We start from the raw sequence: 26940 nt of genomic DNA, 5'->3' as shown, positions 1-26940 counted from the left end.
TAACCCCAACTATACTAAATCCCTCTTAATATTCAACCCCGCGAACCTTTGAGTAGACCATTGTGTCTCTCAAGCTCCCCTGTACATCGGTCTTGTCATTGCGCAGAATACCTTCCAACGTAAAGCCTGTACGTTCGGCTACGCGTGCGCTCTGCGTATTGCGGGAATCGCAGCGGATCTCCAGCCGGTTAGCTTGTAGCTCCTGTATGGCGAAATCTGCAATGGCATTCACCGCTTCCGTGATGTAACCTTGACCGGCGAACGAGGTGTGTACCCAATATCCGATTTCAAATTTACGCACCTGCCAGTCGATCCGGTGCAGGCCGCTGCTCCCGATAAGCTGCCCTGTCTTCTTATGGAAGAGCAGCAGCCGGATATCGCTGCGTTCCAGGAACTGCAGCCGTGATTTCCGGATGGACACCTCCGATTCATCTACAGAAGGGATACGCTGGGCCCAGGGCATCCAAGGGCTTAATTCAGCGGCACTTTGCCGAACGGCTTCGTTTACAGCAGGGCCGTCCCCCCAGCGTGCTGCACGGATTTGCAGGCGGCTGCTTTCGAAGCTCTCCGGTACGGGAATCAGGATGGGGTCTATTGAATAATTGTTCATAAAATCTAGCTCCTATAGAGAGTATTTGGTGAATCAGTTACTTTTAGTATAAGCCATTATATACCATAGGTCATATTTCAGGGTTTCGATACCATAGATTTTAACTAAAGTCAATACGCTAAAGGATACCTAAAAGTACTCTATGGTACTATTCACATTTAATGGCAAGAACGTTATCTTAGGTAATAAGAAGTGTTCACTATTAAGAACCTGTTGTAATGAACCTAGTACTGAAATGGTAGCGAAATTATAGACAGCTGGAGGTAACCCATGAGTGCAATCGCCGGGATCTATTCTATGCAGCATGGGCCGCTGGACCCGGAACTTGGCCTGCGCCTGATGCAGGAGCTGCAGCGTTATCCGGCGGATGATGCCCGGGGTTGGAATACGGAGGGGCTGTTCCTCGGGTGCCACGCACAGTGGATTACCCCGCAGTCCCGGGGCGAGGTGCTTCCCTATTATGATGTGCAGCGGAAGCTGGCGATCGTAGCGGATGCGATCATCGATAACCGCAGCGAGCTCTTTGGACAACTTCAGGTTGTCCGGGAGGATCAGGAGTCGATGCCGGACAGCCTGCTGATTCTTCTGGCCTATGAGAAATGGGGGGATCAGGCTCCGGTGCATCTGGTCGGAGATTTTGCCTTCATGATCTGGGATGCCGGCAGGCAGACGCTGTTTGGAGCAAGGGATTTCTCGGGGAGCCGGACGCTGTACTTCCACCGCTCAGGCAGACAGTTCTCCTTCTGCACCGTGATTCATCCATTGCTTACGCTAATGGATGGGGAGCACGCGCTGCATGAAGGCTGGATCTCGGAATATCTGGCGGGCCAGGGCCGGATGGATGTCGCGGATATGTTCTCCACGGTCTATCAGGGTGTGGAGCAGCTGCCCCCGGCGCATTCAATGACAGTAAGCCCGAAGGGGATTACATTCTCCAGGTATTACACCTTCCAGACTCCGTCTCCACTCCGGCTGCGCAGCAATGGCGAGTATGAGGAAGCGTTCCGTGAATTGTTCGGGCGTGCAGTCCGGGACCGGCTGCGTACCCACCTTGAAGCTGGTGCGAACTTAAGCGGCGGACTGGACTCAGGGGCGGTGGTGAGCTTTGCGGCACAGGAGCTTCGCCGCACGGGTAAGCCGCTCCACACCTTCAGCTCGTATCCTTTGGATCACTTTACAGGGTTCAAGCTGGGCCAGCGGGTGACCGATGAGCGTCCATATATTCAGGAGACCATCGACTATGTCGGGAACATTGAGCCTAGCTTTTACAATTTTCCTGACCGAAGCTCTTATGGCGAAATCGACGAATGGCTCGATATTATGGAGATGCCCTACAAATTCATAGAGAATTCTTACTGGCTGAGGGGCATATATGAACAAGCCGGAATGAAGAATGCCGGAGTGCTGCTTAGCGGACAACGGGGCAACTGGAGTATCTCCTGGGGGCCGGCGCTGGATTACCAGGCGAAGCTGCTGCGTGAATTCCGCTGGTTCCGCTTTTACCGGGAGAATAAGCTGTACAGCCATTCGATGGGAGTAAGCCGCAAAAGAATGCTGAAAATAGCGGGACGCAAGGTATTTCCCGCTCTGGGCCAGCTGATGGCCGGGAAGCAGGAGGCTGCGCCGGAGCTGATCCATCCTGAATTTGCCCGGCGGACCGGGGTGCAGGAGCGGCTGAAGGAGCTGGACCAGTCGCCTGCTTCCCAGACCGTGTACGATATCCGCAGAGAGCATTTCCGCCAGCCGCATGTCTGGAATGTGAACGGAACGGCGGCTACCAAGCTGTCGCTGAAGTACAGGGTATGGGACCGGGATGCGACGAATGACCTGCGTGTCATCAACTTCTGTATGTCGGTGCCTGAGGAGCAATATGTCCAGAACGGAATGGACCGCTCGCTCATCCGCCGGGCGATGGAAGGGCGGCTGCCGGATAAGGTCAGGCTTAACCAGACCCGGCGCGGTATCCAGGGGGCGGACGGCATTACACGTATGCTGCCCGAGTGGCAGAGGTTCCAGCAGGAGCTGAGGGAGATGCTGCAAGACCCCCGTACTTCGTCTTATCTGAATCGTCCCGGGCTCGCCGGATGCTTGGACCGGCTGGGTAGTGAGCCCGAACCATTATTAATCTTTAACACGGATTTCCGCCTTCTTACAAGAGGACTGGTGTTTTACCGCTTTTTGAAGCGGCTCTCCTGAAGGACGTTTCTTGAAAGGGGGTGACAAGATGAAAAAGGAATACAGCAAGCCTGCATTGGAAGTGTTGGATGTGAAAATGACTATGGCTGGCCCGGGGGTATCCATTGCCGATGCGTTCCAAGCCGATCCAGATGAAATCGTTAGTCACTCCTAGTCTTCCTGCATTACCGCTCAGCCCTAATCCCTCTTAGCTTGCTGGAGGGGGATCAGGGCTATCCCTTTATCCGAAGTAATGTTTCCACTTGTCATCCGCAAGACAACGGGTGAAATTGACTGAGATGGAGTGAGCAGTATGGCTGGCACAGTGCAATGCCTCGGTTATAAGGCTTTTGGCCTGCAAATCCTCAGTGAGTTCGCGCTACCAGAACTTCCCCGTACAGATCACCCTGGAAGGATAGGGAGCCTGTCGGTAGTTGAAGGCCGTCTGGCGGAGCGATGGGAAGCGATACCGAAGATTACGCCGAATCTGGGCATCGCGGCGCATGAAGTGATGTTCATGGTGAAGGGCACCGCTATTTTTTCCATACAGAACGGCAGTACGATTACAGTCTCTCCGGCTGCAGGCGCAGATCCGGATAGCATCCGCTTGTTCATTCTGGGCAGCTGTATGGGTGTAGTATTGATGCAAAAAGGGATACTGGCCCTGCACGGCAGCTCGCTTGTGCTGGACAATAAGGCCTATGCGCTGGTGGGGCGTTCAGGTGCGGGTAAATCCACGCTTGCCTCCTATCTGATGGATCAGGGGCATCTCCTGGTCAGTGACGACGTTATTCCCGTGTTGGTGCATAATGGACATCCATTGGCTGTTCCAGGTTATCCGCAGCAGAAGCTGTGGCAGCAGAGCCTGGACTATTTGGGAATGAATTCGTCTGCGTACCGTCCGCTGTTTCAGCGCGAGACCAAGTTCGCCGTACCGGTGCATGACCGGTTCCAGAGTGAGCCGCTGCCGCTGGCCGGCATATTTGAACTGTCTGTGGTGCAGGACGGGCCGGTGGCCGTAGAGGCGATAAGCGGCTTGGACCGGCTCCACACCTTATACAATCATACTTATCAAAAAGCGCTGGTCGACCCAATGGGTGTCAGAGAATGGCACTTCGGGCTGCTGGCCTCGTTCGTAAACCGGCTGCCGATGTACCGGCTAACCCGCCCTGAGCAGGGCTTCAGTGCACCGCAGCAGACGGAAAAGATTATGGAGACGATTATGCCCAAGGTGAAGGAGATGAACCTATGAATATGAATACTACAGAAGTGCTGTCGCCGGATTCGGTACTGGTTCAACGGGAAGGCAATATCGCAAGTGATATGGACGGCGAGAAGGTCATGCTGAATGTGAAGAACGGCAAATACTACAACCTCGGCGAAGTTGGCGGTGAGATCTGGGAAGCACTGGCTTCACCGGTATCGATTCGGCAGATTGCCGGTAAGATGCAGGAGATCTTCGAGGTGCCCGCAGAGCTGGCGCAGCAGGATGTCATTGATTTTGTACAGAATCTGCTGAATGAGGATCTGGTCTCCATCGTTAGCGGACCATGATGACCCTCCGGCGGCTCCGTCTTCTGCTGGTGCATGACAAGGCGTTGCTTGCGCTGCTTCCCGAGACATTATGGCGGCTGCTGCTGGTCCGAATCCAGCTGTTGTTCCCCTTTGCCAGGACGGCCCCGCAGCTTGGGGTGAAATCCCTGGAGACTCCCGCAGTATCCAAAGCTTCCGATATTCGCCGCATCCAGCAGATTACCAAGGCGATCCGGGTGATGAGCCGCTATACTCCCTGGAAAAGCACCTGTATGGTCCGGGCGGTAGCCGCCCTGAAGATGCTGGAGAAGCGGGGCATTGAGAGCACCCTCTACATGGGGGTCGCCCGCGATAAGCAGGGACAAATGATTGCCCACGCCTGGCTGCGCAGCGGATCCCATTATGTCTCCGGGGATGATGCTATGCAGGGCTTCGTGGTGGTGGAGAAGTTCGCGAAGGTGTTACAAGCCGAGTAATCGAGGTGGGTCCATGCAAGCCATAATCTACTACGTCCGGCAGCTTCAGCGGTTGTCGGGCATGAAGCTGTATCTTAATCTGTTTGGCATGGTGATCAGCGGTCTGCTGGAGAGCTCTGCCATTCTGCTGCTGGTTCCCATGCTCGGCATGGCCGGCATTCAGCTGGGCGGCGCGGCGGCTGGCTATCATCTTCCCATGCTCGGATTCATCAGTGAGCTGCCGCAGTCCACAGCGCTGCTGCTGGTGCTGGGCAGTTATGTTCTAATTGTGCTCTGCCAGAATCTGATCGCAAGATTCGTGGCGATCCGCAATGTCGAGATTCAGCAGACCTATGGCAGGCAGCTGCGGGTTGAGGTCTATAGCGCATTGCTGCGGGCGCAGTGGTCTTTTTTTCTGAGAAAACGCACCTCTGATCTGATCAACATGATGACCACCGAGCTGGCCAGAGTCCTGGCGGGTATCAGCGGCTTCCTGCAGTTTCTCACGTCGCTGTTGTTCACCCTGGTGCAGATTGCCTTTGCCTTCTGGCTGTCCCCCAAGATGACACTCGCGGTTCTCGTCTGCGCGGCGCTGCTGTCCATCTTCTCCCGGCGGTTCATCCGTAAGGCAAAGAGGCTGGGTAGCCGCAGCACAGAGCTGGGCAAGACGTATCTAGGTGGCATTACCGATCAGTTGAACGGAATCAAGGATATCAAAAGCAATAATCTGGAGCAGTCCCGCCTCGAATGGCTGCATGCCTTCACCGGCGAGGTGAAGCAGGAGCAGCTTGACTACACGCGCCTGCGCTCTAACTCCCAGCTCCTGTATAAGCTGTCTTCCACGCTGCTGATTGCCGTATTTATCTTCGTATCCTTCCGGTTCATGCAAGTGGAAGGGCCGAATCTGCTGCTGGTCATTCTCGTCTTCACCCGGTTGTGGCCGACCTTCTCGACGCTGCAGTCGCTGCTGGAGCAGCTTGCCTCAGTAGTGCCATCCTTCAAACAACTGCAATCGCTGCAGGAAGAATGTCTGGCCGCTGTCGAGCATGAAGCGGATCAAGCCGGAGGACGGGTGCTGCCTATGACGCTGGAGCAAGGCCTTGAGGCCCGGAATGTCGATTTCCGTTATCATGCGGATGAGCCGCAATATTCGCTCCAGAATGTCAATGTGCGGATTCCCGCCCGGCAGATGACGGCGATTGTCGGACGTTCAGGTGCCGGCAAAAGCACGCTCGTCGATCTGCTCATGGGACTGATGCAGCCGGAGAACGGGGAGATTCTGGCGGATGGTCAGCCGGTCAGAGGGGAGCGGCTGCTGTCCTACCGGAGGTCCATCGGATATGTGGCACAGGACCCGTTCCTGTATAACGCGACCATCCGCGATAATCTAATGATGATCAAGCCGGATGCGGAGGAAGCGGAGCTGTGGGAGGCGCTGGAATTCGCCTCCTCGGCGGACTTTGTCCGCAAGCTGCCGGACGGACTGGATACACTGCTCGGCGACCGGGGCGTCCGTCTGTCAGGCGGGGAGCGGCAGCGCCTGGTGCTGGCGCGCGCCATTATCCGCAAGCCCTCGATACTGGTACTCGATGAGGCGACCAGCGCGCTCGACACCGAGAACGAGCAGCGGATTCAAGAGGCGCTGGAGCGGATCAAGGCTTCCGTGACCGTCATCGTCATCGCCCACCGCCTGTCCACGATCCGTGGAGCCGATCAGATTCTGGTCATCGACCAGGGCCGGGTCATCCAGCAGGGGATCTACAGCGGACTGGCTTCGGAGAAGGGCGGCATGTTCAGCCGGCTATTGAAGGGGCAGGAGGAAGCAGGGTAAGGGTATACCTTAAACGCGAATGTAGGCGAAAAACCGAACACATTCGGTGCTGAGTGGGAGTGTGGTCCAAATGTAATCGAAAAACCGATTACATTGGGCGAGCGCAGAGGTTGTGGCCCGAATGTAATCGAAAAACCGATTCCATTGGGCGAGCGCAGAGGTTGTGACCCGAATGTAATCGAAAAACCGATTCCATTGGGCGAGCGCAGAGGTTGTGGCCCGAATGTAATCGAAAAACCGATTCCATTGGGCGAGCGCAGAGGTTGTGGCCCGAATGTAATCGAAAAACCGATTACATTGGATGGGCGCAGAGGTTGTAGCCCGAATGTAATCGAAAAACCGATTCCATTGGGCGAGCACAGAGGTTGTGGCCCGAATGTAATCGAAAAACCGATTACATTGGATGGGCGCAGAGGTTGTAGCCCGAATGTAATCGAAAAACCGATTACATTGGCTGACCGCCACCCGGCTCCGAAACCGTAAAAAGGCAAGTGCTGCTAATCTAACGCAGCACTTGCCTTTTTGGTATGGCTGTCCCTGCCTACATCTCCTTCTCCGCACCTGTCACCTTCCGCCAGCTCCACAGCAAAGGCCGCAGCGGGAAATACAAGAAATGCAGCGGCTTCGGCAGCGGCAAGGTCTTGGCATCCGCTGCATAGGGATAGAGGAAGCTGGCGGAGCGGAGCATCCGGCTTCGGGTGGATAGAATGCTTGGAAGGTACCGGTTGAAATGCTGCTCCACCTCCGGCTCGAGCGGAGGGGTATTCAAATTCACGATGCGCGGGAGATAGAACAGAATGTCCTGTGCCAGCCTGCGGGCCTTGGGGTTGTCCATCAGCGGGGACAGCGCCGGGTCAACCGGCGTCTCCAGCAGCTCTCTGGCCAGAATCAGCGTCTGTCCTCCTATGGCGTTGTGATCATAGTGTTGTAGTAAGCGGACTAGCTTAGCGGAATCGGGCGGCTGCTGTCCCATTAGCAGCATCTTGATATCCTGCAGCCATCTCAGCCGGGACCAGGCATGTCTGGCACCGTGTACAGCCAGGAACATGAACAGATCCTCCGGCCCCAGATAGCGGACATTCTGGCCGAAGGTGCTGCTGGTCCGCGAATGACGCCAGAGCTCGTCGAACGCAGGCTCTTTGGCGGGCCCCGGTCCTAACCGCCAGTGCAGCTCAAGGTTGACATTACTGACAGGATGCACGAACGTCGAATGATGCTCCCGCCATTTCCAGTCGCCAAGCAGGCTCTCGAACTTGTCTTCCTTCTCATAGCCCAGCCGGATCAGCAAGGTTTCGGCATCCTCCAGCTGTTCCATCGGCACCAGGAAGTCGAGATCCCGGGAGGTGCGCTGCGACAGGTCTCCGTACAGCTCCTGCCCAAGCACCGGCCCTTTGAGGAACAGACAGCGGATATTCAGCTCGGCCAGCTGACCTGCGATATTGCTCATTTCGCCGCTAAGCTGGAGCATCTGTACCGTATTCCTGCGGTATTGCCATTTCAGCTGCTCCAGAACGTCAGAAGGGACCGCCTGCTCCTCCATCTTGCTCAGCCTGGAATAGAGGTAGGGATACACCCTGTGCTGACGGTTCAGCTCCACGAATAAGTCCCAGTTCACCTCTGTGAACAACTGCGGATGCTTCCGCGCCGTCTCATCTGGACTTCCGGAATTCAGTAGTGCAAGAATAAGGTGTACTTCCTTGGTTAAGCTTGCCTGATCAAGAATCTTCCGGTCAGTCATAGGGACGCTCCTTATCTGAGTTGTGAACAGATCCGCACCGGATTTGTTCTATTAAAAGAACGATATTAGTGAGCGTACCATCGATAACCGAAATTTGTCAATTTTTCGCCAGGTGCGTCACGGAACTTATCATTCCTGCCAGTAGAGAATCATCTTGACTCCACGGGGACGGCTGCCCTTATAATGCAGATTAAGAGAGAAAAGAATCGACGGGAGAGTTGCTGAGGAATGGTACTGCTCGGAGCAATCGTGAATGGAATAGCAATAATTGCCGGAACGCTGCTGGGCAAGCTGCTGGAGCGGATACCGGAGAGTATGAAGAACACCGTGATGCAAGCGATTGGACTGGCGCTTATGCTGCTTGGGGTGCAGATGGGCCTGAAAAGCGGGAATTTCCTCATTGTCATCCTAAGTCTGGTGATCGGCGCTGTGGCCGGGGAGTGGATCAACATTGAAGACAAATTCACCCGTGCGGGCGATTGGCTGGAGCGCAGAGTAGGTGCCGGCGGACAGGGGAGTATCTCGCTGGGTTTTGTCACGGCAAGTCTGGTGTTCGTTGTAGGGGCCATGGCTATTCTAGGCGCACTGGACAGCGGCATCAAAGGCAATCATGAGATTCTCTACGCTAAATCCATTATGGACGGATTCATTGCCATGATTCTGACTTCTACGCTGGGCATCGGAGTGATGTTCTCGGCCATTCCTGTAGTTCTGTATCAAGGGGCCATCGCTTTGCTGGCTACGCAGATTACCCGGTTTGTGCCTGATGTGCTGCTGAGCGACTGTATTGCAGAGATGACCGCTACAGGCGGGGTGATGATTATCGGAATTGGGCTGAACCTGCTCGGGATCGCCAAGATCAAGGTAGCTAACCTGCTGCCCGGTATCCTGGTGGCTGTGCTGCTGGTCGTGCTGGTACATAACTTTTAAGTGAATTGAGGGAGGATCTTTTCTGCTTGAGCTTCAATGAACCTGCTTGCGTCTCTCGTTGATCGAACTAACCCACTGCTGAGTTTGATCTACTTTCCAAGCGGCGCATTCCTCCTGTTCTCCGTCTGTGTATGTAATTCTTAACAGTGGCTGACCGGCCTTCCCGGTTTTGCCGAGATGTGCAGTGGCTGTATCAACACTTAGGATAGATTTCAGCGGGAGGATCAGGCTTCTGGCGGGCAGATACATTTCCCATATCAGATCGTCCTTCAACAGAACAAGCCAGCCATTACCCCGGATTTGTCCCTGACCCAGTGTAGAGCGGCCATAGAAGTTGGCAAGACGGTCCGAGACAATAATCGTCTGGTCCTGCAACTGGCGGCGGATTCGCAAGATCCTGACACTTACTATGATTGCAGCAAGCAACAGTACTGTGAATACAATGATCATTGTAATGTCAATCAGCCCCTTACCTGATTCGAGATTATTCGTTGTACAGCTTCTATGAGGAAATTATCATATGCTGTGGCCGACGGAAATGAGGTTGCGCACAGTATAGTCAGGTGCGCTCGCACGGCTACAGCTAATGCTCCGGATGTTCCTCTTTTATCCCTCTATTCTTTGATTACAATAGCAATAACACCCCGCGCCTTCCCGCTTGCACTGAGCGCATGGGCAGTGCGCAGCCCTTCTTCACTAAGTGGAAAAGCACCGCCGATCAGCGGCTCCAGCCTCCGCCCTGCCGTCAGCCGGGCCAGCTCGCTCAGCTGGTAGGGATCGGCAGCGGGAGACAGATAAGCTGTTGTAACTCCCTGCTGTGCTGCCAAGGCCGGATCAGGCTGTTCAGCAGTGGAGATCAGCCTTCCGCCTGGAGCCAGTACTGCGAAGCTTCTGTTTAGCACACTGCCTCCTGCGGTATCAATCACCACATCGATGCTCTGTCCCAGAATCGCGGCAAAATCCTGCCCGCCGCTGTTAATCGCCTGATCGGCCCCGAGGCCCCAGGCAACATCCAGCTCATCACCGCCGCTGACGGTAGTAATCACCGTAGCGCCCCGGAGCTTGGCCAGCTGTACCGCGAAGCTGCCGGTTTCGCCTGTACCGTCCTGCACCAGCATACGGTCCCGGCTGGAGACCTTGGCGGCAGCCAGCGCCTGCCAGGCGGCAAGCCCGGCAGCAGGTAACACCCCGGCTGCTGCGAAGGATAACCCCGGGGGCTTAAGTGCAAGCTGATCCTCCTTGGCACACGTGTATTCCGCGTAACCTCCGCTCTCGGCAGCAGGCTTCAGACCAAATACCTCGTCGCCAGGCTTGAAGCGGCTCACCGCTGCGCCGGTGTCCGCAATGATTCCGGCTACAACAACGCCTGGAATGAATGGACAGACAGCAGGGCGTTCCCCGCCGGCAATCCGTGTTTCATCCAGTATTCTGCAATCTGCCGGATGAACCGAGGTCGCATACATCTCAATCAGCACCTCATGCTCACCCGGAACAGGCAGGGGAAGCTCTATCTCCGTTAGATCCCCGTGTGCTCCGGGCATATGTATAGCAATGGCCTTCATCTATAGTGGGCCTCCTTTATCTAATGGCGGATGATTTGGTACATACTATACGCATACGGCTTCCGTTAGTCAAAATCCGTGGTTCCAAGTCTTTTTCCATGAATGTTTGGACAAAAGATTGAAATCAAGCAGCGCAGTACGGTAGAATTGCACTAGGTAACGTTCTATATATCAGATTTAACCAAGAAGGGGATTGTAACGCTTGAATAATGAAGAAGTAATCCAAGAGCTGCCAGAGAACTATGACGAACTGAAGAGAGCCGCCGGCCGTTCCGCAGACTGGAGAGCGCGTCTTGAAGCGGTAGAAGAGCTGGGCCGCTACAAGCACAAACAAATTATCGATATCCTTAATCGCCTGATGATCAGCGATCCTGTATATACCGTGCAAGAAGCTGCATATAACAAGCTGGTGGCTTTTGGCGAAGAGGTCAAGGTTCCATCGAAGAACAAAGCTGAACTGTTCAAAGGGGTATCCAAGATTATTCTGCGCATTAAGAAGAGCCTGCCCAAGGACCATTCTTACGAAGAGTTCAAAGAAAAGCTGAAGAAGATGCGGGTTGATATCTACGATGCCTATGAAGGCGAGAAGGGCGCGGATTTCGATCAGTGGCTGGAGAAGATGTGGGCTTCGGCTGCCAAGTAACCAGTCTCAAATAACATAGTTAATTAGCATGACAGCACCAAGCGGAGAGATAGGGGCGTTCCTTATCGCTCCGCTATATTTTTGTGAGAAAGGATGATTACATGCTTACGGTTACATTTCAGGAATTCCTTAAGCTGTCCACGCAGCTGCGTCCCGGGTACACCGCCAGTCTGGGGAAGGCTCCGGCAGGGGGCAGTGAGGCGATATTAGAGTTTACACCCGAAGTTCCTGCGCTTCTGCGGGCGGTCTATGATACAGTTCTTGGAACAGGCGGCGCCGAGGAAGATCCCAGTCTGCTGGAGTTCATTCCGGGCTACCGGCTGATTCATATCGGGGAATACGGCCATGAAGTGAAGATACTGTCAGGGATTCTGCAGGAGAAGGGATATACCGGCGGTGGAACCGTGTTGCCGTTGCTGACCAACTATGGAAGTGATTATATCTGCTATTACCGCTCTGAAGAAGGGGTGGAGCGGATTTGCGATCTGCTGCACGACTACGGCGATTTGGTGGTAATGTACGATTCGCCGGAGAAGTTCCTGGAGACGCTGTGCGAATTCTATAAGCAGGAGGTCTACTTTCTGGATGAGGAAGGCTACCTGGACTGCGATCTGGTAAAAGAAGGCGAAGTAGGCACAGCGCTCAACCCGGAGGCGGAATATTGGTCCGAGTAAGGTGCGCACTGCACGCTTAGGCGTCCAAAAACACAAAAATCCCCGTCCTGCATCACTGTAGGAACGGGGATTTTAAGGTTCTAAGCTGGTGGGGAGAGCTACCTGCTTGCAGTACTCCCTTGACTGAAGAGCTTCTGCTACTGGTTAGCCTTCTTCTCCTGCTCACGCAGCTCGATTCTGCGGATCTTCCCGGAAGTGGTCTTCGGCAGATCCGTAATGTATTCGATTTTGCGCGGATACTTGTAGGGAGCGGTCTGCTCCTTGACATGGGCTTGCAGCTCTTTGGTCAGCTCCGGTGTTCCGGCGTGGCCGTCCTTGAGTACGATAAAAGCCTTGACGACCGACCCACGGATCTCATCCGGGCTTGCGACCACAGCACATTCCTTAACGAGGGTATGCTTCATCAGCGCCTCTTCGACCTCGAACGGCCCGATCGTGTAGCCCGAGCTGATGATGATGTCATCGCCGCGCCCCTCGAACCAGAAATAGCCGTCCTCATCCTTGCGCGCCCGGTCGCCGGTTACGAAATACTCTCCATGTGAGCAGTTCGCTTTGCGCTCGGGATCTTTATAGTAGTTCTGGAACAATGCAGGCATGCTCAGATGTACGGCGATATCACCGACCACTCCGGCCGGCAGCGGATGTCCGTTCTCGTCGATCACCTCGACAATGCCCGGAGCAATCGATTTGCCCATGGAGCCGACCCGAATCGGTTCATCCTTCAGCGCTGCGATGATGAGTGTGCTCTCTGTTTGTCCATAGCCGTCACGGATTGTAATATTGAAGTGTTGCTGGAATGTATGAATGACTTCCTGATTCAGCGGTTCACCGGCGGATACGGCGCAGCGCAGATTGGACAGATCGTATTCTGCCAGGCCCTCAGTCTTCGCCATCAGGCGGTATTCAGTCGGAGTGCAGCATAATACCTGAATCTTCTCGTCTTGCAGCAGCTGCAGGTAGCGCTCCGGATGGAAGGCTCCGTTATAGACGAAGCCAGTTGCCCCGTTGCCGAGTACCGTCAGGAACGGACTCCAGATCCACTTCTGCCAGCCCGGTGCGGCTGTAGCCCAGACCGTATCTGATTCACGGATATCGAACCAGAGGGAGGAAGTGATCCGCAGATGGGCATATCCCCAGCCGTGCGTGTGAACTACTGCTTTGGGATTGCCGGTGGTTCCGGAGGTATAGGCCAGAATGGCGATATCATCGCGGCGGCTGGCAACCGTAGGGTAAGAATCAGCTTGTCCTTCCATTAGACCTTCCAGGTCGATCCAGCCTTCTTCAGGCTCAGCTTCACCGCTGGAGACGGACAGGCGGTAGTCCAGTGCGGGCAGATCGTCGGAGATTTTGTTCACTTCTCCGGTAACCTCAGACCAGACAATAACAGCCCGCGCTTCGGAATGGCGCAGCCGGTACGAGAGATCCTTCGCCCGCAGCATTTCAGACGAAGGAATAACAGCCAGTCCCAGCTTCAGGCAGGCCAGATATATCGCATAGGCGATGATGCGGCGGGGGACCATGACCAGGACCCGGTCGCCTTGCGTAAGTCCAAGACCGGCCAGTCCGCCGGCGAGACGGTTAGCCTGAGCCATGAGCGCACCATAGGTGATTTGCTCCAGGCTCCCATTTTCATGTAACCATTTAATTGCAAGCTTATCTTCAGGATGCTGCTCCATTTCCGAAGTGAGATTGTAGAATTCAGGTGCGATCCAACGTTGATTATCCAAATGAACCTCTCCTATATAAGTGTGATGATGTATCTGTTGACTACAGTATAGCACGTTCTCCTAGTACCAGATGCTAATCGGCTCATAGGGAAGCGGAGAATGTTCTGTGACAGTCTTTATTTTGAAGCATCTTGATTCATACAGAATCCCTGAAGGTATTTTTAACCGGATAAGGGAACCATACATTAGAGCCCTTCGCGCAGCGAAGCGGCAGAAAGCAGGCCATTGCAATGGACGAGAACACAGTGATCGATGAGACATTTATTAATGAAGGAAGTATTAGTGAAGCAGAATTCAATGAAATATTCGCTATCATGGAAGCCTCTTTTCCGGTAAGTGAGCTTAGAACCCGCAGCGGGCAGCAGGCTTTGCTGGATCAGCCGAATTATCATCTGTATACCAGCAAGGATACGGAGGGGCAGATACTGGCTTTTTTGGCGGCATGGGAATTACCCGAACTGCGGTTCATCGAGCATATTGCCGTGAATCCCCAGCGCCGGAGCGGAGGGATCGGCCGCAAGCTGATGAGCAGCTACCTTATGCGTTCGGACAAGCCGGTGCTGCTTGAGGTAGAGCCGCCGGACGGGGAGCTGGAGCAGAGAAGAATCGGATTCTATGAGCGGCTGGGCTTTTACCTGAATCCCTATGACTATATGCAGCCGCCGCTGCGTACGGGGCAAGCCGATCTTCCGCTGCGCATTATGACCTACCCGGAGCCGGTAACGATGAAGGAGTTCCTCCATTTCAGAGATGTTTTGTACACAGAGGTGTATGGGGTGAGCATTTGAATTACTTCTTTACAATCCGGATACAAGTTAGAAACAAGTTAATGGTTTAATAAGTCTATAGCAAGGAACACACACAACAACATCACAACTAAGGGAGACGATATTCAATGAAAAGCAAAAAAATGATCATAGCAACGATGGTATTCGGAATGGCCGTTACAGGTTCAGCAGGGGTCTACGCAGGAACGAACATGCAGAAAATCAGCGCTTATCTTAATCACGGAATCGGGTTCAAAGTGAACGGAGCGGCCTATACCCCAGTCGATAACAACGGCAAAACGATGGCGCCAATCACTTATAAGGATACAACGTATCTTCCGGTCCGGGCGATGGCAGATGCACTGAAGGTGCCGGTGACATTCAATGCCTCCACGAATGAAGTTATCCTTGGGACTGGAACAGGAGCCACAGCGCCTGATAATGGTTCATCTGTGAAGCTGACGGCCGTACAGTACAGTGCAGCGCAGAAGGAGCAGATTGCTAAGGCGTTTGCGAACTTCCAAGGTTTTGAGACAGCCTATGCTCCGACACAGATGGTCAGCGGAGATGCCTTCCAGAAGGTTGCGGGCGGCGATGACGGCGTAAGCTTCCTGTTCAATAAAATGCGTGTAAATGTCTCGCCGCGTGACTATTCCGATGGTTATGACAGCACTACAGTGAAGCTCTCCAATGGAACAGAAGCGAAATGGTACACTCCTTCGGATACGCCGATGCTGACCTTCAAGCTCGCAGACCGTTTTGTAACCATCAGCTCCGCTGACAAAGCTCTTAGCAAAGCACAAATCGAGAAAGTGGCTGTAGGCGTAACGAAACTAAGCAAATAATTAATTCTGCTTCTATAAGAATAGAATGCAAAAGGGATGTCCGCAGAGCCGTAACTGGCCGCGCAGACATCCCTGCTTTGTTTTGAAATGCTTGTCACTGTTATTTGTTAGAGCTATGCTGTTTATTGGCCAGTCTTGCTCCAGGAGTTCCTTTACCGCGTTTTCTGTTCTTTAGCGCTTTACGCTGATTCTCCTGGAATTTCTCCACGAATTCATGAGTGTCCATAACAATCCCCCTAGAAGGTTAGATGACGTAGGCTTGAGGCTTCCAAGCATACGTTTAGATATTCGGTTATTCTGTCCATTTGCGGTGCATATCATTCTAAACTTATGGTTGAAAAAATGCTTGCAATGAATCTCTATACGTGATATATTCTATTTCTGGCCGCGAAACATCAACGCCTGGCTCGAACAAGAAGTTGAAAAAAAGAGCTTGCATTGCTCAGATGAACGTGATATATTATAAGAGTTGCTGGTGACGACAACATCGACACTAACAACGAGCTTGATCTTTGAAAACTGAACAACGAGTGAGTATCGGAGATCACTTCGGTGAGATCCAAAAATGAGAATGTAAATTCTCGTCAGATGTTTCAAAATGAGCAATCGCTCTTTCTAAATACCAATTTGGAGAGTTTGATCCTGGCTCAGGACGAACGCTGGCGGCATGCCTAATACATGCAAGTCGAGCGGAGTTTGAAAGGAAGCTTGCTTCCTTTCAAACTTAGCGGCGGACGGGTGAGTAACACGTAGGCAACCTGCCCTCAAGCCTGGGATAACTACCGGAAACGGTAGCTAATACCGGATAATTTCTTTTTTCTCCTGAGAGAAGAATGAAAGGCGGAGCAATCTGCTGCTTGGGGATGGGCCTGCGGCGCATTAGCTAGTTGGTGGGGTAACGGCCCACCAAGGCGACGATGCGTAGCCGACCTGAGAGGGTGAACGGCCACACTGGGACTGAGACACGGCCCAGACTCCTACGGGAGGCAGCAGTAGGGAATCTTCCGCAATGGGCGCAAGCCTGACGGAGCAATGCCGCGTGAGTGATGAAGGTTTTCGGATCGTAAAGCTCTGTTGCCAGGGAAGAACGTCCGGTAGAGTAACTGCTGCCGGAGTGACGGTACCTGAGAAGAAAGCCCCGGCTAACTACGTGCCAGCAGCCGCGGTAATACGTAGGGGGCAAGCGTTGTCCGGAATTATTGGGCGTAAAGCGCGCGCAGGCGGTTATTTAAGTCTGGTGTTTAAACCTTGGGCTCAACCTGAGGTCGCACTGGAAACTGGGTGACTTGAGTACAGAAGAGGAAAGTGGAATTCCACGTGTAGCGGTGAAATGCGTAGATATGTGGAGGAACACCAGTGGCGAAGGCGACTTTCTGGGCTGTAACTGACGCTGAGGCGCGAAAGCGTGGGGAGCAAACAGGATTAGATACCCTGGTAGTCCACGCCGTAAACGATGAGTGCTAGGTGTTAGGGGTTTCGATACCCTTGGTGCCGAAGTTAACACAGTAAGCACTCCGCCTGGGGAGTACGGTCGCAAGACTGAAACTCAAAGGAATTGACGGGGACCCGCACAAGCAGTGGAGTATGTGGTTTAATTCGAAGCAACGCGAAGAACCTTACCAGGTCTTGACATCCAACTAACGAAGCAGAGATGCATCAGGTGCCCTTCGGGGAAAGTTGAGACAGGTGGTGCATGGTTGTCGTCAGCTCGTGTCGTGAGATGTTGGGTTAAGTCCCGCAACGAGCGCAACCCTTGACTTTAGTTGCCAGCAGGTGAAGCTGGGCACTCTAGAGTGACTGCCGGTGACAAACCGGAGGAAGGTGGGGATGACGTCAAATCATCATGCCCCTTATGACCTGGGCTACACACGTACTACAATGGCCGGTACAACGGGAAGCGAAGCCGCGAGGTGGAGCCAATCCCAGCAAAGCCGGTCTCAGTTCGGATTGCAGGCTGCAACTCGCCTGCATGAAGTCGGAATTGCTAGTAATCGCGGATCAGCATGCCGCGGTGAATACGTTCCCGGGTCTTGTACACACCGCCCGTCACACCACGAGAGTTTACAACACCCGAAGTCGGTGGGGTAACCCGCAAGGGAGCCAGCCGCCGAAGGTGGGGTAGATGATTGGGGTGAAGTCGTAACAAGGTAGCCGTATCGGAAGGTGCGGCTGGATCACCTCCTTTCTATGGAGAATCGTTTCCTGCAACGGAAACATTCAAATCTTAAATCTAGCCGGTCGGCTAGTGACTCACTCGTTGGTCAGTTTTGAGAGCTCAAACTCTCATCTTTACTGGCTGTAACTTCTATCGACACAGTCGTGTTCGAACAGAACTTACAGCAACTTGATCCTTGAAAACTGGATACCGAAACGAATTTGCGTTTTAGAACATCTTTTAGCTGAAACTTGTGTAAGCAAGTGGAAATAGTTATTAGTTGCTACCGTGATTTTCCTTAGGGAAAACACATTGGTTAAGCTACTAAGAGCACACGGAGGATGCCTAGGCGCCAGGAGCCGACGAAGGACGTGGCGAACAACGAAACTGCCTCGGGGAGCTGTAAGCAAGCTTTGATCCGGGGGTGTCCGAATGGGGAAACCCAGCTGTGGTAATTCGCAGTTACTCATTTCTGAATACATAGGAAATGTAGAGGCAGACCAGGGGAACTGAAACATCTAAGTACCCTGAGGAAGAGAAAACAATAGTGATTCCGTCAGTAGCGGCGAGCGAACGCGGAACAGCCTAAACCAAGAGGCTTGCCTCTTGGGGTTGTGGGACGTCTCACATGGAGTTACAAAGGAATATGGTAGGCGAAGAGGTCTGGAAAGGCCCGCGATAGAGGTAAAAGCCCTGTAGCCTAAACTGTGTTCTCTCCGAGACGGATCCCGAGTAGTGCGGGGCACGTGAAACCCCGTATGAATCCAGCAGGACCATCTGCTAAGGCTAAATACTACCTGGCGACCGATAGTGAAACAGTACCGTGAGGGAAAGGTGAAAAGCACCCCGGAAGGGGAGTGAAATAGAACCTGAAACCGTGTGCTTACAAAAAGTCAGAGCCCTCTTTATGGGTGATGGCGTGCCTTTTGTAGAATGAACCGGCGAGTTACGTTTAACATGCAAGGTTAAGGTGAGAAGCCGGAGCCGCAGCGAAAGCGAGTCTGAATAGGGCGACTAAGTATGTGGACGTAGACCCGAAACCGTGTGATCTACCCCTGTCCAGGGTGAAGGTGCGGTAACACGCACTGGAGGCCCGAACCCACGCATGTTGAAAAATGCGGGGATGAGGTGGGGGTAGCGGAGAAATTCCAATCGAACTCGGAGATAGCTGGTTCTCCCCGAAATAGCTTTAGGGCTAGCCTCGGTGAATGGAGTGGTGGAGGTAGAGCACTGATTGGGTGCGGGGCCCGCAAGGGTTACCAAGCTCAGTCAAACTCCGAATGCCATTTACTTCTTGCCGGGAGTCAGACAGTGAGTGCTAAGATCCATTGTCAAAAGGGAAACAGCCCAGACCATCAGCTAAGGTCCCCAAGTGTGTGTTAAGTGGGAAAGGATGTGGAGTTGCACAGACAACCAGGATGTTGGCTTAGAAGCAGCCACCATTGAAAGAGTGCGTAATAGCTCACTGGTCGAGTGACTCTGCGCCGAAAATGTAACGGGGCTAAACACACCACCGAAGCTATGGCTAGATGCTTTGCATCTGGGGTAGGGGAGCGTTGTATGTGGGTTGAAGGTGTACCGTAAGGAGCGCTGGACAGCATACAAGTGAGAATGCCGGTATGAGTAACGAAAAGATCAGTGAGAATCTGATCCGCCGAAAGCCCAAGGTTTCCTGAGGAAGGCTCGTCCGCTCAGGGTAAGTCGGGACCTAAGGCGAGGCCGACAGGCGTAGTCGAAGGACAACAGTTTGAAATTACTGTACCACCGTAATCCGCTATGAGCGATGGGGTGACGCAGGAGGGTAGTGACGCGGACTGATGGATGTCCGTCTAAGCAGTGAGGCTGGTGTGCAGGCAAATCCGCACATCATTAAGGCTGGGCTGTGATGGGGAGCGAAAATTATAGTAGCGAAGGTCATGATCTCACACTGCCAAGAAAAGCCTCTAGCCAGGAGAAGGTGCCCGTACCGCAAACCGACACAGGTAGGCGAGAAGAGAATTCTAAGGCGCGCGGAAGAACTCTCGTTAAGGAACTCGGCAAAATGACCCCGTAACTTCGGGAGAAGGGGTGCCTCGGTAGGGTGAATAGCCCGAGGGGGCCGCAGTGAAAAGGCCCAAGCGACTGTTTAGCAAAAACACAGGTCTGTGCGAAGCCGCAAGGCGAAGTATACGGGCTGACGCCTGCCCGGTGCTGGAAGGTTAAGGGGAGCGGTTAGGGGTTAAACCCGAAGCTGTGAACCGAAGCCCCAGTAAACGGCGGCCGTAACTATAACGGTCCTAAGGTAGCGAAATTCCTTGTCAGGTAAATTCTGACCCGCACGAATGGCGTAACGACTTGGGCGCTGTCTCAACGAGAGATCCGGTGAAATTTTAATACCTGTGAAGATGCAGGTTACCCGCGACAAGACGGAAAGACCCCATGGAGCTTTACTGCAGCTTGATATTGAATTTGGGTACGATCTGTACAGGATAGGTGGGAGCCGTGGAGGCAGGAGCGCAAGCTTCTGCGGAGGCGCCGTTGGGATACCACCCTGATCGTATCTAGGTTCTAACCTAGTGCCCTCATCGGGTACGGGGACCGTGTCAGGCGGGCAGTTTGACTGGGGCGGTCGCCTCCTAAAGAGTAACGGAGGCGTTCAAAGGTTCCCTCAGAATGGTTGGAAATCATTCGCAGAGTGCAAAGGCATAAGGGAGCTTGACTGCGAGACCTACAAGTCGAGCAGGGACGAAAGTCGGACTTAGTGATCCGGTGGTACCGCATGGAAGGGCCATCGCTCAACGGATAAAAGCTACCCTGGGGATAACAGGCTTATCTCCCCCAAGAGTCCACATCGACGGGGAGGTTTGGCACCTCGATGTCGGCTCATCGCATCCTGGGGCTGAAGTAGGTCCCAAGGGTTGGGCTGTTCGCCCATTAAAGCGGTACGCGAGCTGGGTTCAGAACGTCGTGAGACAGTTCGGTCCCTATCTGTCGTGGGCGCAGGAAATTTGAGAGGAGCTGTCCTTAGTACGAGAGGACCGGGATGGACGTACCGCTGGTGCATCAGTTGTTCCGCCAGGAGCATGGCTGAGTAGCTACGTACGGACGGGATAAGCGCTGAAAGCATCTAAGCGTGAAGCCCCCCTCAAGATGAGATTTCCCAATTAGTAAGACCCCTTGAAGACGACGAGGTAGATAGGTTGGAGGTGGAAGTGCAGCAATGCATGGAGCTGACCAATACTAATCGGTCGAGGGCTTATCCAAGAACTACCCCAAAAAGTGAAGATGAAGCTGACGAAGCGGATTCCGAATACTTTCCGGGGGCCCCGTAACAAGGGCGAGCGCAGATTCGTTTCGGATTCAGTTTTCAGGAATCAATTTCCTGAAGCATTTACGCTGTAAATGCCCGTTTGGTGGCGATAGCGGAGGGGTTCCACACGTACCCATCCCGAACACGACCGTTAAGCCCTCCAGCGCCGATGGTACTTGGACCGAAGGGTCCTGGGAGAGTAGGACGCCGCCAAGCGGACCATCCACACACATTGTGGTATTTTTTTTGCCCTGATTGGTTACATATTCCCTGATAGCTCAGTTGGTAGAGCACTCGACTGTTAATCGAGTTGTCACAGGTTCGAGTCCTGTTCGGGGAGCCATATGGAGAGGTGTCCGAGTTTGGCCGAAGGAGCACGATTGGAAATCGTGTAGGCGCCACAAGCGTCTCGAGGGTTCGAATCCCTCTCTCTCCGTAGCAATACTTTTTACACAGCATGGCTCGTTGGTCAAGGGGTTAAGACACCTCCCTTTCACGGAGGTAACATGGGTTCGAATCCCATACGAGTCACCATTTTTTTGGAACTGATACATGGAGGCTTAGCTCAGCTGGGAGAGCATCTGCCTTACAAGCAGAGGGTCGGGGGTTCGAACCCCTCAGCCTCCACCATCTATCTTAACCGAATAGATTTTGTTCAATGACGCGGGGTGGAGCAGCCCGGTAGCTCGTCGGGCTCATAACCCGAAGGCCGCAGGTTCAAATCCTGCCCCCGCAACCAATTTGGAACCGTGGTGTAGTTGGCCTAACATGCCTGCCTGTCACGCAGGAGATCGCGGGTTCGAATCCCGTCGGTTCCGCCATTTTAATTGGTATTAAGACATGAGGGATTGAGCATCCTATATCTCGAAGTATAGAGTATCCATCCGATTCCGTAGTATTTTGCTAATTATAATATTGGGGATTAGCCAAGCGGTAAGGCAACGGACTTTGACTCCGTCATTCATAGGTTCGATTCCTATATCCCCAGCCATCTTTTTTGGATTGTTTCTCTTATGAGAGCCATTAGCTCAGTTGGTAGAGCACCTGACTTTTAATCAGGGTGTCGAAGGTTCGAGTCCTTCATGGCTCACCATTTTCTTGTAACGTGTGCGCGTGTGGCGGAATGGCAGACGCACCAGACTTAGGATCTGGCGTTTCACGACGTGGGGGTTCAAGTCCCTTCACGCGCACCATGTTTTTGCGGACGTGGCTCAGCGGTAGAGCATCGCCTTGCCAAGGCGAGGGTCGCGGGTTCGATTCCCGTCGTCCGCTCCATATAGATTTTGCGCCCTTAGCTCAGCTGGATAGAGCGTTTGACTACGAATCAAAAGGCCGGGAGTTCGAATCTCTCAGGGCGCGCCATATATTGCTTCATTGAATTATCTAAGTGTCCGTCAGATTCGAACGAGTTCGTTGGAGCATAAGCTTCGATAGCACAACTTCGCAATCGGATGCGTAGCATCCGTATCTCTCAGGGCGCGCCATTTTTATTAACGGGATGTAGCTCAGCTTGGTAGAGCACCTGGTTTGGGACCAGGGGGTCGCATGTTCAAATCGTGTCATCCCGATATTTCATTTCACCTATGCGGGTGTAGTTCAATGGTAGAACTTCAGCCTTCCAAGCTGATAGCGTGGGTTCGATTCCCATCACCCGCTTATATCTGTATCACGTGAGTCCGTCATCCCTATGGGGAAGGCGGACTTTTTTTGCTATTTGGAAATGTATGCGAAAAACAGAACACAATGTGATGCAGGGAAGGTGAATGACCGAATGTAATCGAAAAACCGAACACAATTGGATTGGGTGCGCCGTGTAGACCAAATGTAATCGAAAAACCGAATACAATTGGACTGGGAGCGCCACGTAGGCCGAATGTAATCGAAAAACCGAACACATAGAACTCAGAGTATCTGTGAGCCAGAGCGCTAAGGGCTGTAGTTGTCAAATGGCCGTCAGAAGGCAGAGAGATGGAGAAAAGTGAGCTTCGTATACGAGTGGTATAGAGGCACCAGTATCATTCACCCGCTAGGGTGATTTTGTTGTAAGGGCTGGAATGTTGCAATAGTATGGGAGGGCGTTATGTTTCTATAGAACTGATATAGTATAACTATTGGACTATTGGATCATAGGCAACACTTACTTGGAAGCTGAGGAGCATTTGTTATGACAGACAAAGTAATACGGATTTTCAGAATCATTAACGCCATTCAGTCGAACCCGGGGATTACCGCAGCAGACTTGGCCTTTAGGTGCGAGGTGAATATTAGAACGATCTACAGGGATCTTGAGGTGATCAGCCACTTTGCACCGGTTACGAATGAGGGAAGAGGCACGGGCTACCGGTTCATGGGCAAATTCTTTTTATATCCGCTGGATTTCTCGGAGCAGGAGTCGCTGGCGTTCTCTTTGCTGCCTTCTGTGCTGAATCCGGATAGAATCCCGCCGGGTTTTCATTCTGCTTATGACAAGGTGATGGGGACTCATCTGAAGGAGAAATCGCGGCAGAATGGTCTGCTGGAGAATATCGCGGATATTATTCAAATGGGTACCCCTGCCTACCGCAAGGAGAGCCGGAACTTCCTGCAGCCGCTTATTGGAGCCATTCTGGAGCAGCGCAGCATCCGGACGGTATACCACTCGCAGTCACGCAACGCCACTACAGCGCGGAAGATTGATCCTTATTATCTGATCCCGCGGGATCAGCGCTTTTATCTGATTGGCTATTGCCATCTGAAGGGCGCAATTCGTACGTTCCGGATCAGCCGGTTTGAGCAGGTCGAGATGACGGCTTCCACTTTTGATAAGGGAAATTTCAATATTAAAAAATATCTGAAAAATACCTGGTCGATCAACCGGGGGACCCGGAATGTCACGTTCAAGGTACGGTTCGATCCGGAGGTGGCGCGTTACATTAAGGAAGAGGAGCTGTTCGTACAGCCGCGGATGAGCGAAGAATGCGATGGAACGCTGCTGTTCGAAGTCACGGTTAATAATGAGAAGGAGTTCATCAAGTGGATTCTGCAGTATGGCCCGAATGCTGAGATTCTAGAGCCGGAGTCGGCCAGGGAGCGCTTGAAGGAGCAGCTGGAGCAGTGGCTGGATGTGTATCAGCAGTAGCCGCAGACTACAATATTACATAATATGGAATAAAAATGTCGAAAAGGTTAGATTGAATAGCTCAACTGGAGAATAAAGGCTTTTTTAGAGATATATATGTCGGGAATGAATTGACCGGAGCGGTGAAGCAGGTTATTATTGGAATATAATGGAATGATAGGAGGCAAGATAGAAATTGCTGGAACTGGATGGGATGAATGAAGACTCTTTGACAGACATGCTTAAAGTCTCGTTCTCATGGGAGAACTGGACGGCAATTCTCGAGATTTCAGACAAGCTCTTTGAACTTGCAGTTCTAACCTACGGCTCCCATCGACAGGGTGCAAAGAAGTATTATTTGAAAAAAAATATAGCGTATTATCTCGGCTACAGTGCGTGCATGAAGGGGATTGCCTATCAAAAGCTCGGTAACCTCGCTGAATCAAGAAAGTGTATAGGCTTGTATTCGGATTTGAGCTGGATCACGGATGTGGATCAGGAAGCTGCCGTAGAAGTGGAATACTACAGGAACATTGCGATTGCCAACACCTTCGTCATTGATCTGCTGGAAGGAAAGGTTGAAGTTCTCCCTGATTATGTTGAATTCATTCGTACAGGGGACCAGGAGGAACTGCTTGCCTGCTTGATTACTGTGCTGGAATCGGCCATTAAGTACAACTTTTCTATCGACTGGGTACTGGATGAATTCAATGAGCCATTGAAGGAACTAAGCTGCAGAGAGAAGCAGGAAGATATCAGATACTACATAGACTACATGCATCTTAGTGCAATTTATTTGTATAAAAGGGAGAAAATTCATGATGCAATTAATCTGACTCTCTATATTTTGGTAATAAGTAGTAAACTTTATGACGGGACAGGCTTTAGGAAGATTGTGTCGTTTTATGAACATATCCGAAGCCATGCTACCGCAGAACAACAAGAATCTTATCAAAATGTAATGAAAAATATCTTAGAGAGGGAGTTTTTAAAAGATGAAAAAGGCGATCTCGTTATTAACAGCCGTATTGCTGATTAGTGCAAGCGTAGTGGTAACAACGGCAAGCGCAGGCGGCCACTTATCCGCATCCTCTGGCAATATCTCTATTAACAATCACGGAGCAGGCCACTAGTCTAAAATCTCTCTGTCTCATGAATCTGGAAATATAAGCTGCATATCATGCAAAAAAAGGGGTAAGCGACGATGCTTATCCCTTCTTTGCTGTGGATAGAGGTTACTCTGTTACAGCCAAACCCAGTCCTTCTGCAATTCGCCGGCCAAACTCCGGATCGGCTCGGTAGAAGTGGCCAATCTGGCGGAGCTTGATCTCCTCGGACTCCACTGGAGTCATCGCGCCGACAATATTGCTCACGAGCCGGGCACGCTCCTCTTCACTGAGCAGACGGTACAGGTCACCCGGCTGAGTGTAGTGATCGTCATGGTCATAAGACACGCTGTCCGCCTGGCCGGAGACTTCAAAAGCAGCCGCTTTATGCGGCGCTGACTCGGTTGCCCCGCCGGAGCTGTTGGGCTCGTAGTAGACGGAGCCTCCCCCGTTATTCGTAGCATTCATCGCGCCGTCGCGCTGATTATTGTTGACCTCTGCGATAGGCCGGTTAATCGGCAGGTGGTTATGGTTCGCTCCTACCCGGTAGCGGTGGGCATCCCCGTATGCGAACAGGCGGCCCTGAAGCATTTTATCTGGAGAAGCTTCTATGCCTGGAACGAACGAGCCGGGGGAAAAGGTAGCCTGCTCCACTTCGGCGAAGTAATTCTCAGGATTGCGGTCCAGCACCATGCGGCCTACCTCAATCAACGGATAATCCTTCTGCGACCATACCTTGGTTACATCAAATGGATCGAAGCGGTAGGTGTCGGCATCCTCCACAGGCATAATCTGGACATGCAGCCTCCAGGCAGGGAAGTCTCCAGTATCAATGGCGTTGAACAAATCCTCTGTATGATAATCCGGGTTCTCCCCGGCTAGCTGTGCAGCCAGCTTAACATCGAGGTTCTTGACGCCCTGCTCTGTCTTGAAGTGATATTTCACCCAGACGGCTGCACCTTCGGCATTCACCCACTTGAACGTATGGCTGCCGAAGCCATGCATATGGCGGAGAGTAGCCGGGATGCCGCGGTCGGACATCAGTATCGTCACCTGGTGCAGAGACTCGGGGGAGAGGGACCAGAAGTCCCAGACGGCATTAGGGTTCTTCAGATGGGTCTGCGGATGGCGCTTCTGGGTATGGATAAAGTCCGGGAACTTGATGGCATCACGGATGAAAAAGACAGGCGTGTTATTGCCGACCAGGTCGTAGTTGCCTTCCTCAGTGTAGAATTTCACAGCAAAGCCGCGCGGATCGCGCACAGTATCGGATGAACCCAGCTCCCCGGCTACGGTAGAGAAACGGATGAACATCGGGGTGCGTTTGCCGACCCCCGACAAGAAGGCAGCCTTCGTATAGTGGGAGAGATCATTGGTGACTTCAAAATAACCATGGGCACCGGCGCCTTTGGCATGAACGACACGCTCAGGCACACGCTCACGGTTAAAGTGGGCCAGCTTCTCCAGCAGATGGACATCCTGCAGCAGCACGGGGCCACGGGCACCGGCGGTCATTGAATTCTGGTTGTCACCTACGGGGGCGCCCCAGCTTGTCGTTAGCTTGTTGTTATTGTTTGTGGTCATGAACACAATCACCTCGTATAGGATTTGATTTTAGAATAAGTATAAATATTATAATAGCAAGAATTTAAATAAAATCAATCCTTTTTTATAATTATTATAATTAAGTGTATGCGGGAGAAGATAGATTCATGATATGAGCGATGGTCTGCGGGTGAGAAATAAAGCTCCATTAAGAGCAGCGTGAAGATGGGCATAATGAGGCCGGATGAAGCTACAAGT

General features: G+C 52.6%; 20 protein-coding genes, 13 tRNA genes and 3 rRNA genes. 29 read left to right on the top strand and 7 right to left on the bottom strand.

The features are described from left to right. Positions 1-25: 25 nt before the first annotated feature. Complete coding sequence (locus MKY64_RS23225) at positions 26-610, bottom strand: GNAT family N-acetyltransferase (protein WP_036730637.1); 585 nt, start codon at positions 608-610, stop codon at positions 26-28. 270 nt (positions 611-880) lie between these two features. On the opposite strand from MKY64_RS23225, the gene MKY64_RS23220 reads away from it, so the two are divergent. From MKY64_RS23220 to MKY64_RS23195, 6 genes are all read left to right on the top strand, one after another. Then, on the top strand, positions 881-2806 hold the full coding sequence (locus MKY64_RS23220; protein ID WP_340956002.1) for an asparagine synthase-related protein: 1926 nt from the start codon (positions 881-883) through the stop codon (positions 2804-2806). Between the two features lie 28 nt (positions 2807-2834). Next, the gene (locus MKY64_RS23215; RefSeq protein ID WP_036694602.1) at positions 2835-2960 is read left to right on the top strand and encodes a paeninodin family lasso peptide; all 126 of its coding nucleotides are present in this window, start codon (positions 2835-2837) and stop codon (positions 2958-2960) included. 138 nt (positions 2961-3098) lie between these two features. Next, positions 3099-4037 (top strand): hypothetical protein, encoded by a 939-nt coding sequence (locus MKY64_RS23210; RefSeq protein WP_036730629.1) that lies wholly within the window; start codon positions 3099-3101, stop codon positions 4035-4037. Then, entirely contained in the window at positions 4034-4339 is a 306-nt protein-coding gene (locus MKY64_RS23205; RefSeq protein ID WP_340956000.1) for a lasso peptide biosynthesis PqqD family chaperone, read from the top strand. Before MKY64_RS23210 ends, MKY64_RS23205 begins: the two co-directional genes overlap by 4 nt. Continuing rightward, complete coding sequence (locus MKY64_RS23200; protein ID WP_340955999.1) at positions 4336-4794, top strand: lasso peptide biosynthesis B2 protein; 459 nt, start codon at positions 4336-4338, stop codon at positions 4792-4794. Before MKY64_RS23205 ends, MKY64_RS23200 begins: the two co-directional genes overlap by 4 nt. A gap of 13 nt (positions 4795-4807) precedes the next feature. Continuing rightward, positions 4808-6604, top strand: a complete 1797-nt coding sequence (locus tag MKY64_RS23195) for an ABC transporter ATP-binding protein (RefSeq protein ID WP_340955997.1) — start codon at positions 4808-4810, stop codon at positions 6602-6604. Between the two features lie 541 nt (positions 6605-7145). Here MKY64_RS23195 and MKY64_RS23190 read toward each other — a convergent pair. Beyond that, entirely contained in the window at positions 7146-8342 is a 1197-nt protein-coding gene (locus MKY64_RS23190) for a nucleotidyltransferase domain-containing protein (RefSeq protein WP_340955996.1), read from the bottom strand. Between the two features lie 228 nt (positions 8343-8570). On the opposite strand from MKY64_RS23190, the gene MKY64_RS23185 reads away from it, so the two are divergent. Beyond that, the gene (locus MKY64_RS23185) at positions 8571-9272 is read left to right on the top strand and encodes a DUF554 domain-containing protein (protein WP_340955994.1); all 702 of its coding nucleotides are present in this window, start codon (positions 8571-8573) and stop codon (positions 9270-9272) included. Between the two features lie 33 nt (positions 9273-9305). Here the strand turns inward: MKY64_RS23185 and MKY64_RS23180 are convergent, their stop codons facing one another. Together MKY64_RS23180 and MKY64_RS23175 are read right to left on the bottom strand one after the other, a co-directional pair. Continuing rightward, the gene (locus tag MKY64_RS23180) at positions 9306-9722 is read right to left on the bottom strand and encodes a hypothetical protein (RefSeq protein WP_339253665.1); all 417 of its coding nucleotides are present in this window, start codon (positions 9720-9722) and stop codon (positions 9306-9308) included. A gap of 164 nt (positions 9723-9886) precedes the next feature. After that, entirely contained in the window at positions 9887-10834 is a 948-nt protein-coding gene (locus tag MKY64_RS23175) for an NADP-dependent oxidoreductase (protein WP_340955993.1), read from the bottom strand. A 202-nt stretch (positions 10835-11036) separates the two neighbouring features. Between MKY64_RS23175 and MKY64_RS23170 the strand changes: the two genes are divergently transcribed. Then, positions 11037-11477: a HEAT repeat domain-containing protein gene (locus tag MKY64_RS23170; protein WP_340955992.1), complete on the top strand. Its 441-nt coding sequence runs from the start codon at positions 11037-11039 to the stop codon at positions 11475-11477. 101 nt (positions 11478-11578) lie between these two features. Next, positions 11579-12151: a hypothetical protein gene (locus MKY64_RS23165; RefSeq protein WP_340955989.1), complete on the top strand. Its 573-nt coding sequence runs from the start codon at positions 11579-11581 to the stop codon at positions 12149-12151. Positions 12152-12288: 137 nt separating this feature from the next. On the opposite strand, the gene MKY64_RS23160 is transcribed toward MKY64_RS23165, so the two are convergent. Further along, the gene (locus tag MKY64_RS23160) at positions 12289-13827 is read right to left on the bottom strand and encodes an acyl-CoA synthetase (protein ID WP_340958155.1); all 1539 of its coding nucleotides are present in this window, start codon (positions 13825-13827) and stop codon (positions 12289-12291) included. A 281-nt stretch (positions 13828-14108) separates the two neighbouring features. Between MKY64_RS23160 and MKY64_RS23155 the strand changes: the two genes are divergently transcribed. Beyond that, positions 14109-14666 carry a GNAT family N-acetyltransferase gene (locus tag MKY64_RS23155; RefSeq protein ID WP_209875231.1) on the top strand — a complete coding sequence of 186 codons (558 nt, stop codon included), beginning with the start codon at positions 14109-14111 and terminating at the stop codon, positions 14664-14666. Between the two features lie 107 nt (positions 14667-14773). Continuing rightward, a complete protein-coding gene (locus MKY64_RS23150; RefSeq protein WP_036730598.1) occupies positions 14774-15490 on the top strand; it encodes a hypothetical protein in 717 nt (238 codons plus the stop codon). A gap of 100 nt (positions 15491-15590) precedes the next feature. Here MKY64_RS23150 and MKY64_RS23145 read toward each other — a convergent pair whose 3' ends face one another. Beyond that, a complete protein-coding gene (locus MKY64_RS23145; protein WP_076081926.1) occupies positions 15591-15716 on the bottom strand; it encodes a DUF4023 family protein in 126 nt (41 codons plus the stop codon). Between the two features lie 398 nt (positions 15717-16114). Between MKY64_RS23145 and MKY64_RS23140 the strand changes: the two genes are divergently transcribed. The 18 genes from MKY64_RS23140 (at position 16115) to MKY64_RS23055 (ending at position 25070) form a co-directional block, all read left to right on the top strand. Then, positions 16115-17675: ribosomal RNA gene (locus tag MKY64_RS23140) — 16S ribosomal RNA — on the top strand. 284 nt (positions 17676-17959) lie between these two features. After that, positions 17960-20888: ribosomal RNA gene (locus tag MKY64_RS23135) — 23S ribosomal RNA — on the top strand. Positions 20889-21033: 145 nt separating this feature from the next. Then, a 5S ribosomal RNA gene (rrf, locus tag MKY64_RS23130) occupies positions 21034-21150 on the top strand. Together the 16S, 23S and 5S rRNA genes with 13 tRNA genes alongside form the textbook arrangement of a ribosomal RNA operon. A 51-nt stretch (positions 21151-21201) precedes the next feature. Continuing rightward, a tRNA-Asn gene (locus tag MKY64_RS23125) sits at positions 21202-21277 on the top strand. Between the two features lie 3 nt (positions 21278-21280). Then, positions 21281-21370: transfer RNA gene (locus MKY64_RS23120), tRNA-Ser, on the top strand. 23 nt (positions 21371-21393) lie between these two features. After that, positions 21394-21468: transfer RNA gene (locus MKY64_RS23115), tRNA-Glu, on the top strand. Positions 21469-21488: 20 nt separating this feature from the next. Next, positions 21489-21564 (top strand) — tRNA-Val (locus MKY64_RS23110). A gap of 32 nt (positions 21565-21596) precedes the next feature. Further along, positions 21597-21673: transfer RNA gene (locus MKY64_RS23105), tRNA-Met, on the top strand. Between the two features lie 4 nt (positions 21674-21677). Beyond that, positions 21678-21755: transfer RNA gene (locus tag MKY64_RS23100), tRNA-Asp, on the top strand. A gap of 95 nt (positions 21756-21850) precedes the next feature. After that, positions 21851-21925 (top strand) — tRNA-Gln (locus MKY64_RS23095). A 26-nt stretch (positions 21926-21951) separates the two neighbouring features. Next, a tRNA-Lys gene (locus MKY64_RS23090) sits at positions 21952-22027 on the top strand. A gap of 16 nt (positions 22028-22043) precedes the next feature. After that, positions 22044-22127, top strand: a tRNA-Leu gene (locus MKY64_RS23085). A 7-nt stretch (positions 22128-22134) separates the two neighbouring features. Further along, a tRNA-Gly gene (locus MKY64_RS23080) sits at positions 22135-22209 on the top strand. A gap of 10 nt (positions 22210-22219) precedes the next feature. After that, positions 22220-22296: transfer RNA gene (locus MKY64_RS23075), tRNA-Arg, on the top strand. Positions 22297-22428: 132 nt separating this feature from the next. Further along, positions 22429-22502, top strand: a tRNA-Pro gene (locus MKY64_RS23070). A 17-nt stretch (positions 22503-22519) separates the two neighbouring features. Next, positions 22520-22590, top strand: a tRNA-Gly gene (locus MKY64_RS23065). Positions 22591-23098: 508 nt separating this feature from the next. Continuing rightward, a complete protein-coding gene (locus tag MKY64_RS23060; protein ID WP_036731198.1) occupies positions 23099-24052 on the top strand; it encodes a helix-turn-helix transcriptional regulator in 954 nt (317 codons plus the stop codon). A gap of 175 nt (positions 24053-24227) precedes the next feature. After that, a complete protein-coding gene (locus MKY64_RS23055) occupies positions 24228-25070 on the top strand; it encodes a hypothetical protein (RefSeq protein WP_051478491.1) in 843 nt (280 codons plus the stop codon). A 196-nt stretch (positions 25071-25266) separates the two neighbouring features. Here the strand turns inward: MKY64_RS23055 and katA are convergent, their stop codons facing one another. Beyond that, positions 25267-26721, bottom strand: coding sequence for a catalase KatA (gene katA, locus MKY64_RS23050; protein ID WP_340955987.1), 1455 nt, complete (start codon positions 26719-26721; stop codon positions 25267-25269). Positions 26722-26940: the final 219 nt, after the last annotated feature.

Origin of the sequence: Paenibacillus sp. FSL R7-0210 (assembly GCF_038009085.1) — a bacterium.
Taxonomy (GTDB): domain Bacteria; phylum Bacillota; class Bacilli; order Paenibacillales; family Paenibacillaceae; genus Paenibacillus_AQ; species Paenibacillus_AQ silagei.
The sequence above is the reverse complement of the archived record's forward strand: the minus strand, read 5'-3'. Positions and strand labels throughout refer to the sequence as shown.